Consider the following 16,081-nt stretch of genomic DNA (forward strand, 5'->3'; position numbering starts at 1 on the left):
GGCTCACTCCAGCAGATGCCGCAGGTACGACTCGGGCGCCGCGAGGTACCGGCGGTAGTGGTTCACCATCGCCAGGTCCTCCCACCGGCTGCGGCGCATCCCGTCGTCGGAGAGCTCGTACAGCGCGGCTCCCGGAACGGAGGCCAGCACCGGCGAGTGCGTGGCCAGGAGCACCTGCGCGCCCCGGCGCCCGGCCAACTCCAGAAGCAGGGCGACCAGGCGGAGCTGGGCGTCGAAGGACAGTCCCGCCTCGGGCTCGTCCAGGACGAACAGTCCTCCGCCCGAGAACCGGGAGGTGGTGAGCATGTCCCAGAACGCCTCGCCGTGGCTGCGCGAGTGGAAGTCGTGCTCGGGGCCGGTGGACTGCAGGTAGGTGAACAACCCGTGCATGGTCTCGGCGCGCAGGAAGTACCCCCACTTCGGCGCCGCTCCCCCGCGCACCAGGCGGAGCGCCGAGTGCAGGACGGATTCGGACGCCCACGTGGAGTTGCGCGAGTTCACGGACCCGCCCTCGGAGTTCAGCCCGTACGCCATGGCCACGGCCTCGACGATCGTGGACTTGCCCGCGCCGTTCTCCCCCACCAGGATCGTGAGGTCCTCGAGCTCGAGCCCGTCGCGGGTCAGATCCGCCACCGCGGGGATCGAATACGGCCAGGCCTCGGGGTGCCCGGCCAGGCCTGCGTCCACCGCGACGCGCACGACCGGCCGCGGGTCCAGCACACCGTCTCGTCTCACGCGGCCACGGTACCGTGGCCGTCATGCGGATCCACCAGATCAACTGCGGGACGCTCGCCGGTCTGGTCCCCTGCCGCGTGCTCCTCCTCGAGGCGCCGGACGGCCTGGTGCTGGTCGACACCGGCCTCGGCCTGCAGGACATCGCCGACCCGGCCACCCGCCTGGGCCCGGCCCGGCACCTGCTGCGCGCCCGCCTCGACCCTGCCGAGACCGCACACCAGCGCATCGCGGCCCTGGGCCTGGATCCCCGAGACGTCCGGCACATCGTGCTCACCCACCTGGACGCCGACCACATCGGCGGGCTCGCCGACTTCCCCGAGGCGCAGGTGCACGTGGCCTCCGAGGCCCTGACGTGGGCGGTGCGCACCCCACGCTTCCTCGAGCGCCGCCGCTACCGGCGCATCCAGTGGGCGCACGGGCCACACTTCTGCGAGTACACCTACGGAACCGACCGGTGGGAGGGCTTCCGAGCCCATCCCCTGGACCACGTGGTCGAGGGGATGGTGCTGGTGGATCTCCCGGGTCACGCCGTGGGGCACGCGGGGGTCCTGGTCCGGGGAGGCGGGAGTGGCGGAGGGAGTGGGGACGACGACAAGAAGGACGTGCTGCACGCCGGAGACGCCTTCTACCACCGCGGTCAGCTCGACCCGTCGGTTCGTCCCCCGAAGCTGATCGCCGTCCCGGAACGCCTCATCGCGCTCCAACCGGCGGCGATCGAGCTGACCCACGCCCGGCTCGCCGCGCTGGCCCGCCGCCGCCGCGAGAACCTGGACGTGGTGTGCGCGCACGACGCCTCGGGCCCGGGCGGCCTGCGGGGACCGGGTGACTCAGGAGACCTCGCGAGATGAGGATCCGGGAGACCGCCTGGACGCCAGCCGAGCGCACCCGACCGGACCACGATCTGCCCGAGCGGGCGGCCGCGCTGGCGGATCTGCTCCGCGACCGGCGCGCGACCATCCTGACCGGGGCGGGGATCTCCACCCCCTCGGGCATCCCCGACTACCGCGGACCGGACTCCCCCGCCCGGACCCCGATGACGTTCCAGCAGTTCGTGGGCGACCCCGCGTTCCGCCGCCACTACTGGGCCCGCAACCACCTGGGCTGGAAGCACATGGAGGCCGCCCGCCCCAATGCCGCGCACCTGCTGCTGGCCGACTGGGAACGACGCGGCCTGGTCGCGGGGGTCATCACGCAGAACGTGGATCTGCTGCACCTCAAGGCCGGCAGCCGCCGACTGGTCGACCTACACGGCACCTACGCCGTGGTCACGTGCCTGGGCTGCGGCCTACGCCAGAGCCGCTGGGCGCTGCACGAGGAACTCGACCGCCTCAATCCCGGGTTCGCCGAGCGGGTGGCCGGCCGCGGGGCCATCGAGGTCGCCCCGGACGCCGACGCGGTACTGGAGGACACCGCCGACTTCCGGATGGTGGACTGCCGCCGCTGTGCCGGCGTGCTCAAGCCGGACATCGTCTACTTCGGGGAGAACGTCCCCGCGCATCGCGTGCACGAGGCCAACGCCCTGGTGGACGAGTCCGACCTCGTCGTCGTCGTGGGCTCCTCACTCACGGTCCGGTCCGGCTACCGGTTCGTGCGGCGCGCGACCACCACCGACACCCCTGTGGCCGTGGTCAACCGCGGCCACACCCGCGCGCACGCCGAGGCCACGCTCACCGTCGACGGCGACTGCGTGGAGGTGCTCACCCTGGTCGATCGAGCGCTCGGCCCGAGAGCATGACGGGGCCCGGTGGTCCGGCGCTCCGCGGCAGGCGCAAAATGGAGGGATGAGCACTGACCTGACTCCCGATGCCGCACTCGACCGACTCCTCACGGGCAACCGCCGCTACGTGGACGGCGCGGGACACCACGCCCACCAGGACCCCTCCCGCCGCGCCGAGCTCGCCGACGCGCAGCACCCCTTCGGCATGGTCTTCGGCTGCGCCGACTCGCGCGTGCCCGCCGAGGTCGTCTTTGACCAGGGCCTGGGCGACCTGTTCGTCATCCGCAACGCCGGCCACATCGTGGACCCGTCGGTCCTGGGATCGATCGAGTTCGGCGTGGACGTGCTCGGCATCCCGCTGACCCTGGTGCTCGGGCACACCTCGTGCGGCGCCGTGGGGGCGACCATCGCCGCGATCGACTCGCACTCCACGCCGTCGGGCTACCTGCGCGACGTGGTGGAGCGCATCTCGCCGGCGGTGTTCGAGGCGCGGCGCGACCCGGCGGCGGGGTACGACGACATCGTGATCGAGAACGTGCGCCAGACGGTCACCGCGATCCGCGAGAAGTCCGCGGCGGTCGACCGCGCCATCACCGAGGGCCGTACCGCGATCGTCGGGGCGCTCTACAACCTCGCCGAGGGCACCGTCACCCCGGTCCACACCGAGGGCCGGATCAGCCTCTAGGAGCGGTCAGGCGGGTCGGACCGGTCGGGCGGGGAGGACCCGGTCCTACCGGTCAGACGGGCACGAGGTCGTCGGCGTGGACCAGCGGGCGTCCCTGGCCGATATCGGAGCCCGACGCGCGCTCGGCCAGTCGGCCGCGCACCTCGATCGAGTCGTACTGGGCGATCCCCCGCGCGACGGTCTCCCCCGCGTGGTCGTGCATCTCGATCACGTCGCCGAAGTGGAACAGCCCGTCGACACCGGTCACCCCGGCCAGGAGCAGCGACCGCCGGGACCTGGTGACGGCCCGGACCGCGCCGTCGTCCAGGACCACCGCGCCGTGCGCGTCGGCGGCGTGGCGGACCCAGAACCGGCGCGCGGTCATCCGCTCGGGCCGGGGCGCGAAGACCGTGCCCACGTCCGGGTCGCCCGAGAGGGCTCGGGATGCCCGCTCGGCGGCGGTGAGCAGGACAGGGATCCCGGCGTCGGCGGCCAGGCGGGCAGCCGCCAGCTTGGAGGCCATCCCCCCGGTTCCGAGGGCGCCGCCCGCGCCGGCCACCACGCCGTCCAGGTCCTCCATCCCGGCGACCATCGACACCGGGGTGGCGCCGCCCTTGCGCGGGTCGGAGTCGTACAGCGCGTCCACGTCCGAGAGCAGGATCAGGGCGTCGGCGCTGGTCAGGTGCGCGACCAGCGCGGCCAGACGGTCGTTGTCGCCGAAGCGGATCTCGTTGGTGGCCACCGTGTCGTTCTCGTTGATCACCGGGACGGCCTTGAGCGTGCGCAGCCGGTCCAGCGTGCGCTGGGCGTTGGCGGCGCTCTCCCGGCGGCCGACGTCGCCCGCGGTGAGCAGGACCTGCCCGACCACGCGGTCGTAGCGGGCGAAGGAATCGCCCCAGGCCCGCGCCAGCTCGAGCTGTCCGACGCTGGCGGCGGCCTGCTTGGCGGCGAGGGTGGAGGGCCGGGTCGTCATGCCGAGCGGGGACATCCCCGCGCCGATGGCGCCGGAGGAGACCACGAACACGTCCGAACCCGCATCCATCCGGGTCTGACAGACGTCGGCCAGGGCGTCGAGCTGCGCGCGGCGGATCCCACCCTCGAAGCTCGTGATGGCGGAGGACCCGATCTTGACCACCACGCGGCGGGCCGAGCCGATGCGGCGGCGCAGGTCCCGCTCCGGGGTCACTCCAGGATCTCCTCGTCGGGATCGATCAGCCCGCGTCGCACCCGCTTGCGGTACTTGCGCTCGTGGGCGCCCACCCGACTCTCGTCCTCGAGGCGGATGTCGGTGCCGCGGCCGGTGCGCATGAGGTCCACGCCCGCGGGGGTCTGCGGCTCCCAGGCAAACGAGACGTCGCCGATGGTGACCGTGCACCCTTCCTCGGCGCCGGCCTTGATGAGTGCGGTCTCCACGCCGAGCCGGGACAGGCGGTCGCCGAGGAAGCCCACGGCCTCGTCGTTCTCGAAGTCCGTCTGCTTGATCCACCGCTCGGGCTTGGCTCCCGACACCACAAAGGCGCCGGCCTCGTTCGGATCCTTTCGGATCTGGAACTCCTCGACGTCGACCGCGCGCGGACGCAGCACGATCCGCTCGGGCGCCGCCGGGGGGTTGGCCTTCCGGTGTGCCTTGATCAGCTCGAAGAGCCCGTAGCGCAGCTCGTCGAGGCCCCTGTGGGCGACGGCCGAGATGGCGTAGACCGGCCAGCCCTTGGCCTCGAAGTGGGCGGTGACCATCTCGGCCATGTCCGCGGCATCGGGGATGTCGATCTTGTTGAGCACCACGACCCGCGGCCGGTCGGCCAGGTCGCCGAGGCCGGCGTCGGCCAGCTCCGGCTGGTAGGCGGCGAGCTCGGCCTCGAGCGCGTCGACGTCCGAGATCGGGTCGCGATCGGCTTCGAGGTTCGCGCAGTCCACCACGTGGGCCAGCACGGCCGTGCGCTCGATGTGGCGCAGGAAGTCCAGACCGAGCCCGCGGCCCTCGCTGGCGCCGGGGATGAGGCCGGGGACGTCGGCGATGGTGAACGTGTCGTCGCCCACCGAGACCACGCCGAGGTTGGGCGCCAGCGTGGTGAACGGGTAGTCCGCGATCTTGGGCTTGGCCGCGGACAGTACCGACACCAGCGAGGACTTGCCGGCTGACGGGAAACCGACCAGCCCGACGTCCGCCATGGACTTGAGTTCGAGCGTCACGTCGCGCTCCTCACCCGGCTCGCCGAGCAGGGCGAAACCGGGGGCCTTGCGGGCGCGGGACGCCAGCGCCGCGTTACCCAGTCCGCCCTTGCCGCCCTCGGCGGCGACGAACCGGGTGCCTGCTCCGGTGAGGTCGGCCAGGAGTTCACCGTTCTGGTCGAGCACCACGGTTCCGGGCGGCACTGCCATGACGAGGTCTTCGCCCTGGGCGCCGTTGCGGTTGGCGCCCATCCCCGCCTGACCCTTGCCGGCGCGCGCGTGGGGCCGGAAGTGGAAGTCGAGCAGGGTGTGGACCTGGGGGTCCACCACCAGGATCACGTCCCCGCCACTGCCGCCGTTGCCGCCGTCGGGGCCGCCGAGCGGCTTGAACTTCTCGCGGTGCACGGACGAGCAGCCGCGGCCGCCGTCCCCGGCCGCGAGGTGGAGCACTACGCGGTCGATGAATCTCGACATATGCGGACTCCTCCTGTTGGTCGTGGGACGTGCATTATGTGGCGGAAAAACTCTCGGGGACCGGGCGTGAGGTCAGCAGACCCCGCCCGGCCCCCGAGGGCGAATCGTGTTTCAGTGGCAGCCGGGTCAGGCCTCGACGCCGGCCGGCACGATGTTGATGGTCTTGCGGCCACGCTTGGTGCCGAACTCGACCGCACCGGCGGCGAGAGCGAACAGCGTGTCGTCGCCGCCACGGCCGACGCCGACGCCCGGGTGGAACTTGGTGCCACGCTGGCGGATCAGGATCTCGCCTGCGTTGACTTCCTGGCCGCCGAAGCGCTTGACGCCGAGGCGCTGAGCGTTGGAGTCGCGACCGTTGCGCGAGCTCGCCGCACCCTTCTTATGTGCCATGTCAGAGTCCCTCCTTAAGGAACCGCGCCCGAGGACGCTGAACTGGTGGCCGTGGTGGCCGGAAGTGGATTACTTGATACCGGTGATCTTGAGAACCGTCAGCTTCTGACGGTGGCCCTGACGCTTGTGGTACCCGGTCTTGTTCTTGAACTTGTGGATCCGGATCTTCGGTCCCTTGGTCTGCTCGACGATCTCGCCGGAGACGGTGACCTTGGCCAGGGCGTCGGCGGCGGAGGTGACGGTCGAGCCGTCCACCACGAGGATCGGGGACAGGGACACGGAGGTTCCGGCCCCGCCCTCGAGCTTCTCGACCTTGACGTGGTCCCCTTCGGCGACCTTGTACTGCTTGCCGCCGGTCTTGACGATCGCGTACATCGAGGGCTTCCCCTTGCTGCTCGGGTGTGTGGGCGCCTGAAGGGCATCCACACCGTATGTGCGGTGTTCTCTCTTACTCGCCGACTCTCGTCGGCCAGAATCGCAGGTCTTCAAAGCCCTCTCAGGCCCGACCCGCGACTTCTCGCGCGACGACATAGCGCCGCGACGAGCGACTTGTCAAGGTTACGGCCCGGCGGTACAGCAGGTCAAACCGACCGTGCCGCCGGGCCGCTGACCCCTACTGCTCGGTGCCCGCCGGGGCGGTCGTCGACCGGGTGGCACGGCGCCTGGCGGGGCGCTTGCGCGGTTCCGCGACGACCACAGGCGGGACCTCGGCCAGTGGCGCGGCCTCGACCGACGTTGCCTCGACCGGGGCTGTCTCGACCGTGGCCGCCGCGACGGCCGTGGATTCCTGCTCGGCCACCGCGGGGGCGGCGGAGCCGGCCTCGCGACGGGTGGACCGCCGGCGGGGACGCCGACCGGACGACCCCGTCTGCGCGGCGGGCTCGGCCTCGGGCTCGGGCTCGGCCGGCGCCGTTGCGACCACAGGGGCCACCTCGACTACCGGTTCCTGGGTCGACATCGCCTGCACGGCCTCTGACGCCGCTGCGACGACCTCGGCTTCGGCCGCCGGGGACTCCGTGGCCTCCGCCGCGCCTGTTGCCCCTGCCGTGCCTGCCGCAACAGTGGACTCGTCCGCCGTCGTGACCGCCGGAACCGCTGCCCCGTCGGCCGGGCGACGCGTGGAGCGACGACGACGACGAGACGGCCGCGTTCCGGCCGCATCCGAGGAGCTCGCGTCCTCCGCCGTGGCCGCCGACTCGGTTGCCCCGGTGGACTCGGTTGACCCCGTGGTCGCCCCGGAGGAGACGGGGGTCTCCGCCGCCGGCGAAGCCTCGACTGCCGCGGGGGCCTTCGCCTTGGCAGCGGCGGCAGCGGAAGCCGCGGAAGCCTTGGCGTCCACAGCAGCCTTCGCGTTGGCGCCAGCCTTCACGTCGGCCGCAGCAGCAGCGTCGGCGGCGGCCTGGTCGGCTTCCTGACGGGAGATCGCGAGAGCGGCCGGGTGGGCGGCCGGTGCCGGGCCGTCCTTCCTGGGCGTCTGCCTGGGCGCGGACACCGACGGGGACGAGCTCTCTGACTGACCCGAGCACGACCCGTCCGAGCCCTTGCCGCCACGCCGTCGACCCTTGCGGGCACCGGCCTCGTCCGCGTTGTGCGACTCGGTGTGAACCGGGTCGGAGTGGACGATCAGGCCGCGGCCCTGGCAGTGCTCGCACGGAGTGGAAAACGCCTCGATCAGCCCGGTGCCGAGCTTCTTGCGGGTCAGCTGGACCAGGCCCAGCGAGGTGACCTCGGAGACCTGGTGACGGGTGCGGTCACGGCCGAGCGCCTCGGTGAGTCGCCGCAGCACGAGGTCGCGGTTGCCCTCCAGAACCATGTCGATGAAGTCGATGACCACCATCCCGCCCACGTCGCGCAGGCGCAGCTGGCGGACGACCTCCTCGGCCGCCTCCAGGTTGTTCTTGGTGACGGTCTCCTCGAGGTTGCCGCCCGAACCGGTGTACTTGCCCGTGTTGACGTCCACGACGGTCATGGCCTCGGTGCGGTCGATCACCAGCGAACCACCCGACGGCAGCCACACCTTGCGGTCGAGCGCCTTGGCCAGCTGCTCGTCCACGCGGTACGTGGCAAACACGTCGAGGTCCGGGTTCTCGTACCGCTCGAGCCGCTCGGTCATCTCCGGCGCGACCCGCGAGACGTAGTCGCGCACGATGTTCCAGGACGTCTCGCCCTGGATGACGAGCTTGGTGAAGTCCTCGTTGAACAGGTCGCGGACCACCTTGACCAGCAGGTCCGGCTCCTCGTAGAGGGCAACCGGGGTCCCGGCGCCGGACGAGGTCCGCTTGGCGGCGGCCTCGGAGATCTCGGTCCACTGGGCCGCCAGTCGTTCGACGTCCCGCCCGATCTCCTCCTCGCTCACGCCCTCGGCCGCCGTGCGGATGATGACACCCGAGCCCTCGGGGACGACGTCCTTGAGGATCGCCTTGAGCCGGCGCCGCTCGGTGTCGGGGAGCTTGCGGGAGATGCCCGTGGAGTTGCCGTCCGGGACGTAGACCAGGAACCGGCCGGCCAGCGAGATCTGCGTGGTCAGACGGGCGCCCTTCTGCCCGATCGGGTCCTTGGTGACCTGCACCAGGACCATCGTCCCGGGCTTGAGCGCCTGCTCGATCCGCCGGGCCTTGCCACCGAGCCCGGCAGCCTCCCAGTTGACCTCGCCGGCGTACAGGACGCCGTTGCGGCCGCGGCCGATGTCCACGAACGCCGCCTCCATGCTGGGCAGGACGTTCTGGACGCGGCCGAGGAAGACGTTGCCCACCATCGACCGCGCGGACTCGGTGGTGACGAAGTGCTCGACCAGCACCTTGTCCTCGATCACGCCGACCTGGGTCATGACCCCGTCGCCGTCGGCCCGCTGCTTCTCCCGCACGACCATCACGCGGTCGACGGACTCGCGGCGCGCCAGGAACTCGGACTCGGACAGGATCGGCTGACGGCGGCGGCCGGCCTCGCGCCCGTCGCGGCGGCGCTGACGCTTGGCCTCGAGCCGCGTCGAGCTCGTGATGCCCTGGACCTCGTCCGCGGACGTACTGGTGCTGGCACCTGAACCCGAGCCCGAGCCCGCGCTCTGTCCCCCGCGTGCGGGTCGACGACGCGACTCCTGGTCGCTGACCTCCGCCTGGGGCGCATCGTCACCGGAGGCCTGGTTGTCGTCGGAGCCGGAAGCCCCACCACGACGACGACGACGACGGCGACGACGTGAACCGGACGGTGACCCGTCGGACCCGTCGGAGTCGTCCTCGGAGGAGTCGTCTCCGGAGTCGCCCTGCCCGTCGGCGTCGTCGGCCGTGCTGCTGTCGAAGGAGTCGGAGACGTCGTCCCGAACGGAGCTGCTGGAGGTCTCGTCCGCAGCGTCGGTGTCTCCCGCGCCGTCGTCGTCCTCGCTCCCGTTCTCGTTGTCCTTGTTCTGCGCGTTCTCGGTGTCCCCGGCGTTCTCGGTGTCCTGCTCGTCAAAGTTCTCGCCCCGGCCACGACCACGGCCGCGACGGCCGCGACGGCGCCGGCGGGCACTGCCGTCGCCCGCGTCGTTCTGCTCGTCCGTGATGTCGACGTCGTCCTGCGACTCCGTCTCGTCCGCGGCCTCAACGCCCGTGTCCTCGGACTGGTCACGGCCGGACTGGCCACGACCGGTCGGGCTGCTGCCCGACCGGGTGCTGTCGGTCCGGGCGGTCTCGGTCCGGGCGGTCTCAGGCTCCGTCGACCTCGAGCGCGTGGACCGCTCCTGCGCGGTCTTGGCAGCCGCCTCGTCAGGCGAGAGGAACAGGGGGGAGAACGAGGGCGTCGCGGTGGATCGACGCCGGTGATTGCCGGGCTCCGCCGTCCCGACCTCTCCGGTCACGATGGACATCTCCGGCAGCGGCCGGCGGACCGGGGCGTCCGACCCGGCGGGCGCGGCCTTCGCCGACGAGGCCTTGCGCGCAGTGGCCTTCTTGGCGGGAGCCTGCTTGGCGGCAGCCTGCTCCGCGGGAACCTGCTCCGCGGGAACCTGCTCCGCGGCAGCCTTCTTGGCGGCAGCCTTCTTCGCGGGAGCCTTCTTCGCGGGTGCCCGACGGGTGGGCTTCTCGGCAGGGGCGTCCTCCACGGCAACCGAGGCATCGGCCGACGGGGCGTCCTCGACGACGACGGGCGCCACCGCTGCGGGCCCGTCAGCACCACTGCCCCCGCCATCGCTGCTGCCGGCATCGCTGCTGCTCGAGGTGCTGTTGGCGAACCAGGTGAGCAGCACCGCGCGGGGCACCGAGGACTGGGCGCTCCTGACCTCCACGCCGATGCCGGCCATGGCGGTCAGGAACTCCTTGCTGGTCATCCCAACGGCCTTGGCGGCCGCGTGCGCGCGCATCTTCTCGGGTAGCGCGTTGAGATCGTCGATGGTCAGGTTCGAATCCGACACTTGTCTCCTCTGGCCGGACTCCGGGCGCGATCACGTCACCGAGACTTCCGGTGACCCACGCCGCCGCACGGGGTCGGCACTCTATCTGGCCCCACCTCGGGTGGGGCTATGTTTTTTGGTCCGCGGTACCGGTGTGATCCGAGCCGCAGATGGCGGGCGCCCGATCCGGGGCGAACTGGTGGTCCGCTCGCCAAGAAGGTGGGCTGCCGACATTCTCCCACATGCACGGGCGATCCGTCGCCGCGCGGGCGGGGAGAAATAGGAAAAGCACCCACCGGTCCGGGGACCGACGGGTGCTTCCAGCGCGATCGCTGCGGAGAGACGTCAGATCAGAGGTCGGGGAACCAGAGCGCGATCTCGCGAGCGGCGGACTCCTCGGAGTCCGACCCGTGGACGAGGTTGAACTGGGTCTCCAGGCCGAAGTCGCCGCGGATGGACCCGGGGGCGGCCTTCTCCACGGGGTCGGTGCCGCCGGCGAGCTGGCGCCACGCGGCAATAGCGCGGGGGCCCTCGACGACGCCCGCCACGACCGGCCCGGAGGTGATGAACTCGAGCAGGTCGCCGTAGAACGGACGCTCGGCGTGCTCGGCATAGTGCTCGGCCGCGGTCTCCCGGGGCACGGAACGCATGTCCATGGCAACGAGGCCGAGGCCCTTGGCCTCGATGCGCGCCAGGATGGTGCCGGTCAGGCCGCGCTGGACGCCGTCGGGCTTGATAAGGAAGAAGGTTCTCTCGGTCACGGCGGCAATGCTACAAGTGCGGGTCGCGTGTCAGTCGTGCTGGCTGGGCAGGTAGCCCCCGGCCATCCGCCGGGCCAGGTCCCGCCGCAGGTAGAGCACGTACGCCCACACCGCCGCGAACAGCAGGCCACACACGCCCATCGACCAGTGCACGGCCCAACCGGCCACGGCCAACCCGGCGAGGGTCAGGTTCATCGGGATCGCCCAGGGGCGCCGCTGCAGACCGCTGGCCACGATCATCGCGATCGCGAGCAGGCTGACAAACCACACCTTCCAGGACTGGAAGTGCGCCCCGCCGTCGACCCGCGCGATCACCGTGAGGACCAGGCCGATGACGATCGCCTCGAGCACGAGCGTGCCCGCCATGATGCCGCGCAGGCCCTTCCACAGATCCACCGAGGGTTCGTGGGCAGTCTCCAGGGGATTAGCCCGGATCGGATCGGTCACTGGGCGTCCTTTCCAAACAGATCGCGGGCGGCCCCGACGGTCACCACGGATCCCGTGACGATCACGCCGACGCCGGACACGTCGTCGTCGGCCGTCGGATCCGGGACGCCCACCAGGTCGAGCGCGGCGCTGACCGCGTCGGGGAGGGACTCGACCACGTGGACCCGCTGGGGGGTGAACCTCTCCTCGGCGATGCGGGCGAGCTCGTCGAGGGCCATCGCGCGCGGCGACGCCGCCCGGGTGACGACGACCTCGTCGACGACCGGCTCGAGCGCCGCGAGGAACGCGTCGGCGTCCTTGCCGTCGAGCATGGCCACCACGGCGACGAGCCGCTTGAAGTCGAACTCCGAGCTGACCGCCTGCGCGAGTGCGCGACCGCCGTGGCCGTTGTGCGCGGCGTCCACCAGCACGGTCGGGCTCGAGCTGAGCCGCTCGAGGCGGCCGGGGTTGTCCACGGCGGCGAACCCGGCGCGGATGAGCTCGGGGTCGAGCGCCCGGTCGGGACCGGCCCCGAAGAACGCCTCGACGGCGGCGAGTGCGGTGGCGGCGTTGTCGGCCTGGTGTTCGCCGAACAGCGGCAGGAACACCTCGGGGTACTCACCCCCGAGGCCGCGCAGGGTGAGCTGCTGCCCACCCACGGCGAGGCGGCGCTCGACCACGTCGAACTCCGAGCCCAACCGGGCCACCACCGCCCCCACCTCGACGGCGCGACGCAGCAGCACCTCCATGGCCTCGGGCTCCTGGCGGCCGATCACGGCGATCGGATCCCGGGGCAGCAGCTCGTCCTCGGGACCCGGTTGGATGATCCCCGCCTTCTCCCCCGCGATCGTCGCGAGGTCGTCACCGAGGTACTCGGTGTGGTCCATGCCCACCGGGGTGACGACGGCCACGGCCGGCCGCACCACGTTGGTGGCGTCCCAGGTCCCGCCCATCCCCGTCTCCACCACGGCCACGTCCACGGGCGCGTCGGCGAAGGCCGCGAACGCCATGGTGGTGATCACCTCGAAGTAGCTCATCCGGGGCCTGCCCCCGGCCTCGGAACGCTGGTCGACGAGTTCCAGGTAGGGCTGCAGTTCGCGGTAGCTGTCCACGAACAGCCGCGCGGTCACCGGCTCGCCGTCCACGGCGATGCGCTCGGTGACACTCTGCAGGTGAGGGCTGGTGTTGCGCCCGGTGCGCTGATGCAGGGCTCGCAGCAGCGCGTCGATCATCCGCGTGACCGAGGTCTTTCCGTTGGTCCCGGCCACGTGGATGACGGGGTAGGTGTGCTGCGGGTCGCCGAGGACAGTGGTCAGTTCCGCGATCCGGTCCAGGCTCGGTTCGAGCTTGCTCTCCGGCCAGCGGGTGGCCAGTTCCTCCTCGACGGCCGCGAGGTCGGCCGTGTCGGCCTGCCATTCGGGGCTGCCCACCTCGGGGATCGGGCGCGGCGCCTGGTGGTCGTCACCGTCGCCGTCCTCGTCCCCGGGGAGCGGTCCGCCGAGCGAGACGCCCGAGACCAGGCCCTCCTCGCCGAGCATGTCGGCGACGTCCTCCTCGGTGGGGGTGTCCCAGCCCTCAGCCGGGTCGTGCGGCGGGAGCCACCTCGGGCCGGCCATCAGACCGCGCTCCCGGCCGGGATGGCCTCGAGGCGGGCGGTGATCCTGGTGACATCGGTCTCGGCCAGGTCCCGTCGTGCGCGGATCTTCTCCACTACATGGTCGGGGGCCTTGCCGAGGAACGCCTCGTTGCCCAACTTGGCACCGGTGGTCTCCAGCTCCTTGCGCGCACTCGCGAGGTCCTTCTCCAGTCGGCGGCGCTCGGCGGCGAGGTCGATGGTCCCGGAGGTGTCGATCTCGACGCCCACCGTCGCCAGCCCCAACCGCACCTCCAGCGAGGCGGAGGCGGTGAAGTCGTCGCCGGCGGGGGTGAGCCTGGCGAGTGCGGCCACCTGGTCGAGCAGGTCCGCCGGGAGATCGGCGTCGTCGACGCCGACGATCCGGGCGGGGACCCGCTGGCCGGGCTTGAGTCCCTGGTCCGAGCGGAAGCGGCGGATCTCGGTGACGAGCGTCTGGGCGTCGGCCACGCGGCGGACGGACGCCGCAGCGACCGAGGCGCCGGCGGACGAGGGCGAGTCGGACGAGTCCATGTCAGACGGGACGACGTCCGTGGGCCAGTCGGCGATCACCACGGACTCCCGACCGGTCAACGCGGTCCAGAGCACCTCGGTGACGAACGGGATGACCGGGTGCAGCATCCGCAGGACCACGTCGAGGACGTGTCCCAGCACCAGTCGGGTGTGCTCGGCCCGCTCGGAGTTGCGCGCCTCGTCGTCGTTCCCGAACTGGACCTTGGCCAGCTCCAGGTACCAGTCACACACCTCGTCCCACGCGAAGTGGAAGAGGGCCTCACAGGCCTTGGAGAACTCGTAGCGGTCCAGGGCGTCGTCGACGGTCACGCGGACCTGGCCGAGCCGGTGGAGGATCCAACGGTCGGCGTCGGTGAGCGCGGAGGCGTCCGGGAGCTCCCCCACCTTCGCGCCGTTCATCAGCGCGAAGCGGGTGGCGTTGAAGAGCTTGGTGGCGAAGTTGCGTGAGGCCTGGGCCGCGTCGTCGCCAACGGAGAGGTCACCGCCCGGGTTGGCACCGCGCGCCAGGGTGAAGCGCAGGGCGTCGGCGCCGAAGCGGTCCACCCAGTCCAGGGGGTCGATGCCGTTGCCCTTGGACTTGGACATCTTCTGGCCGTGCTCGTCGCGGACCAGCCCGTGGAGGAACACGTCGGTGAACGGCACCTTGCCCGGGGCGGCGTTCTCGCCGGTGAGGGTGCGGCCCACGAAGGTCCCGAACATCATCATCCGGGCGACCCAGAAGAACAGGATGTCGTACCCGGTGACCAGCACGGATGTCGGGTAGAACCGCTCGATGTCGGCGGTGCGGTCGGGCCAGCCCATGGTGGAGAACGGCCACAGGCCGGAGGAGAACCACGTGTCCAGCACGTCGGTCTCCTGGGTGTACCCGGCGGGCGGCTGCTCGCCCGCACCCACGCAGACGACCTCGCCTGACGGCCCGTACCAGATGGGGATCCGGTGGCCCCACCACAGCTGGCGGGAGATGCACCAGTCGTGCATGTCGTCGACCCAGTCGAACCACCGCGGTTCCTGGCTCGTCGGGTGGATGACCGTGTCGCCGTCGCGCACGGCGTCGCCGGCCATCTTGGCCAGCTCCTCGACCCGGACCCACCACTGCAGCGACAGGCGCGGCTCGATCGGCTCGCCGGAACGCTCCGAGTGTCCGACCGAGTGCAGGTACGGGCGCACCTCCTTGACGATGCGCCCCTGCGCGGCCAGGTCCTCGCGGATCGCCCGGCGCGCCTCGAACCGGTCCATCCCGTCGTAGCGGGTCCCGGTGTCGGCGATCTGGGCGGCGGCGTCCATGATCGTGGGCATCTCGAGCCCGTGGCGCTGGCCGATCGCGAAGTCGTTGGGGTCGTGCGCGGGCGTGACCTTGACGGCGCCGGTGCCGAACTCCGGGTCCACATAGTCGTCGGCCACCACGCGCATGGTCCAGCCCTCGCGGAACGGGTGCGGGAGCTCGGTGCCCACCAGGTCGGCGTAGCGCTCGTCCTCCGGGTGCACGGCGATGGCGGTGTCGCCCAGCATCGTCTCGAGCCGGGTGGTGGCCACCACGACGTGCGGCTGGGAGTCGTCCATCGACCCGTAGCGGAAGCTGACCAGCTCACCCTCGACGTCGGAGTATTTGACCTCGATGTCGGAGATGGCGGTCTGCAGGGTCGGCGACCAGTTGACCAGCCGCTCGGCGCGGTAGATCAGGCCCTGGTCGAAGAGCTCCTTGAAGATGGTCTGCACGGCGCGGGACAGGCCCTCGTCCAGGGTGAACCGCTCGCGGGACCAGTCCACGCCGTCGCCGAGTCGGCGCATCTGCTCGCCGATCGTGCCGCCGGACTCACGCTTCCACTCCCAGACTCGTCCGATGAAGGCCTCGCGGCCGATCTCGTGCCGGTCGATCCCCTCGGCGGCGAGCTTGCGGTCCACCAGGGTCTGGGTGGCGATCCCGGCGTGGTCCATCCCGGGCAGCCACAGCACCTCGAAACCCTGCATCCGCTTGCGGCGGGTCAGCACGTCCATGAGCGTGTGGTCGAGCGCGTGGCCCATGTGGAGGCTGCCGGTGACGTTGGGCGGCGGCAGGACCACCGAGAACGCCGGCTTGTCACTGGAGGGATCGGCCTCGAAGTAACCGGCGTCGACCCAGCGTCGGTACAGCTCGGACTCGACCTCACCGGGGTTCCAGGAGGCGGGGAGGGAGTCCGCACGATCGGTGTCGGGGCCGGGAGCAGCAGGAGTCGTCACCCGACCATCCTAGGCCGTC

Annotated in this window: 13 protein-coding genes; 3 read left to right on the plus strand and 10 right to left on the minus strand. The window is 71.5% G+C overall.

Annotation, left to right across the window (positions count from 1 at the left end):
- Window positions 1-3: 3 nt before the first annotated feature.
- On the minus strand, window positions 4-735 hold the full coding sequence (locus tag R4P08_RS05520) for an AAA family ATPase (RefSeq protein WP_317812780.1): 732 nt from the start codon (window positions 733-735) through the stop codon (window positions 4-6).
- Between the two features lie 23 nt (window positions 736-758).
- On the opposite strand from R4P08_RS05520, the gene R4P08_RS05525 reads away from it, so the two are divergent.
- Genes R4P08_RS05525 through R4P08_RS05535 form a run of 3 tightly spaced genes read left to right on the plus strand, consistent with a single transcriptional unit; the run spans window position 759 to window position 3,137 of the window.
- The gene (locus R4P08_RS05525; protein WP_317812781.1) at window positions 759-1,583 is read left to right on the plus strand and encodes an MBL fold metallo-hydrolase; all 825 of its coding nucleotides are present in this window, start codon (window positions 759-761) and stop codon (window positions 1,581-1,583) included.
- Window positions 1,580-2,470, plus strand: a complete 891-nt coding sequence (locus R4P08_RS05530) for a Sir2 family NAD-dependent protein deacetylase (protein ID WP_317812782.1) — start codon at window positions 1,580-1,582, stop codon at window positions 2,468-2,470. The genes R4P08_RS05525 and R4P08_RS05530 overlap by 4 nt, the downstream gene beginning before the upstream one ends.
- A 46-nt stretch (window positions 2,471-2,516) precedes the next feature.
- Window positions 2,517-3,137 (plus strand): carbonic anhydrase, encoded by a 621-nt coding sequence (locus tag R4P08_RS05535; RefSeq protein WP_317812783.1) that lies wholly within the window; start codon window positions 2,517-2,519, stop codon window positions 3,135-3,137.
- 52 nt (window positions 3,138-3,189) lie between these two features.
- On the opposite strand, the gene proB is transcribed toward R4P08_RS05535, so the two are convergent.
- The 9 genes from proB to R4P08_RS05580 form a co-directional block, all read right to left on the minus strand.
- A complete protein-coding gene (gene proB / locus R4P08_RS05540; protein WP_317812784.1) occupies window positions 3,190-4,302 on the minus strand; it encodes a glutamate 5-kinase in 1,113 nt (370 codons plus the stop codon).
- The gene (gene obgE, locus R4P08_RS05545) at window positions 4,299-5,759 is read right to left on the minus strand and encodes a GTPase ObgE (RefSeq protein ID WP_317812785.1); all 1,461 of its coding nucleotides are present in this window, start codon (window positions 5,757-5,759) and stop codon (window positions 4,299-4,301) included. Before obgE ends, proB begins: the two co-directional genes overlap by 4 nt.
- 126 nt (window positions 5,760-5,885) lie before the next feature.
- On the minus strand, window positions 5,886-6,149 hold the full coding sequence (rpmA, locus tag R4P08_RS05550) for a 50S ribosomal protein L27 (RefSeq protein WP_317812786.1): 264 nt from the start codon (window positions 6,147-6,149) through the stop codon (window positions 5,886-5,888).
- A gap of 69 nt (window positions 6,150-6,218) precedes the next feature.
- The gene (rplU, locus tag R4P08_RS05555; protein ID WP_317812787.1) at window positions 6,219-6,524 is read right to left on the minus strand and encodes a 50S ribosomal protein L21; all 306 of its coding nucleotides are present in this window, start codon (window positions 6,522-6,524) and stop codon (window positions 6,219-6,221) included.
- Window positions 6,525-6,762: 238 nt separating this feature from the next.
- On the minus strand, window positions 6,763-10,533 hold the full coding sequence (locus R4P08_RS05560; protein ID WP_317812788.1) for an Rne/Rng family ribonuclease: 3,771 nt from the start codon (window positions 10,531-10,533) through the stop codon (window positions 6,763-6,765).
- Window positions 10,534-10,862: 329 nt separating this feature from the next.
- A complete protein-coding gene (ndk, locus tag R4P08_RS05565) occupies window positions 10,863-11,273 on the minus strand; it encodes a nucleoside-diphosphate kinase (protein ID WP_317812789.1) in 411 nt (136 codons plus the stop codon).
- Between the two features lie 30 nt (window positions 11,274-11,303).
- Window positions 11,304-11,720 (minus strand): DUF4233 domain-containing protein, encoded by a 417-nt coding sequence (locus R4P08_RS05570; RefSeq protein WP_317812790.1) that lies wholly within the window; start codon window positions 11,718-11,720, stop codon window positions 11,304-11,306.
- A complete protein-coding gene (gene folC, locus R4P08_RS05575; RefSeq protein WP_317812791.1) occupies window positions 11,717-13,315 on the minus strand; it encodes a bifunctional tetrahydrofolate synthase/dihydrofolate synthase in 1,599 nt (532 codons plus the stop codon). The genes R4P08_RS05570 and folC overlap by 4 nt, the downstream gene beginning before the upstream one ends.
- Complete coding sequence (locus R4P08_RS05580) at window positions 13,315-16,062, minus strand: valine--tRNA ligase (RefSeq protein ID WP_317812792.1); 2,748 nt, start codon at window positions 16,060-16,062, stop codon at window positions 13,315-13,317. The genes folC and R4P08_RS05580 overlap by 1 nt, the downstream gene beginning before the upstream one ends.
- Window positions 16,063-16,081 lie beyond the last annotated feature (19 nt).

The organism is Rhodococcus sp. IEGM 1408 (genome assembly GCF_033142235.1).
Classification (GTDB): Bacteria; Actinomycetota; Actinomycetes; order Mycobacteriales; family Mycobacteriaceae; genus Dietzia.

Excerpts from the sequence above, each read along its gene's own strand:
- R4P08_RS05525 (WP_317812781.1), top strand. The coding sequence starts at position 759 with ATGCGGATCCACCAGATCAACTGCGGGACGCTCGCCGGTCTGGTCCCC.
- R4P08_RS05530 (WP_317812782.1), top strand. The coding sequence starts at position 1,580 with ATGAGGATCCGGGAGACCGCCTGGACGCCAGCCGAGCGCACCCGACCG.
- R4P08_RS05535 (WP_317812783.1), top strand. The coding sequence starts at position 2,517 with ATGAGCACTGACCTGACTCCCGATGCCGCACTCGACCGACTCCTCACG.
- obgE (WP_317812785.1), bottom strand. The coding sequence starts at position 5,759 with ATGTCGAGATTCATCGACCGCGTAGTGCTCCACCTCGCGGCCGGGGAC.
- rpmA (WP_317812786.1), bottom strand. The coding sequence starts at position 6,149 with ATGGCACATAAGAAGGGTGCGGCGAGCTCGCGCAACGGTCGCGACTCC.
- rplU (WP_317812787.1), bottom strand. The coding sequence starts at position 6,524 with ATGTACGCGATCGTCAAGACCGGCGGCAAGCAGTACAAGGTCGCCGAA.
- folC (WP_317812791.1), bottom strand. The coding sequence starts at position 13,315 with ATGGCCGGCCCGAGGTGGCTCCCGCCGCACGACCCGGCTGAGGGCTGG.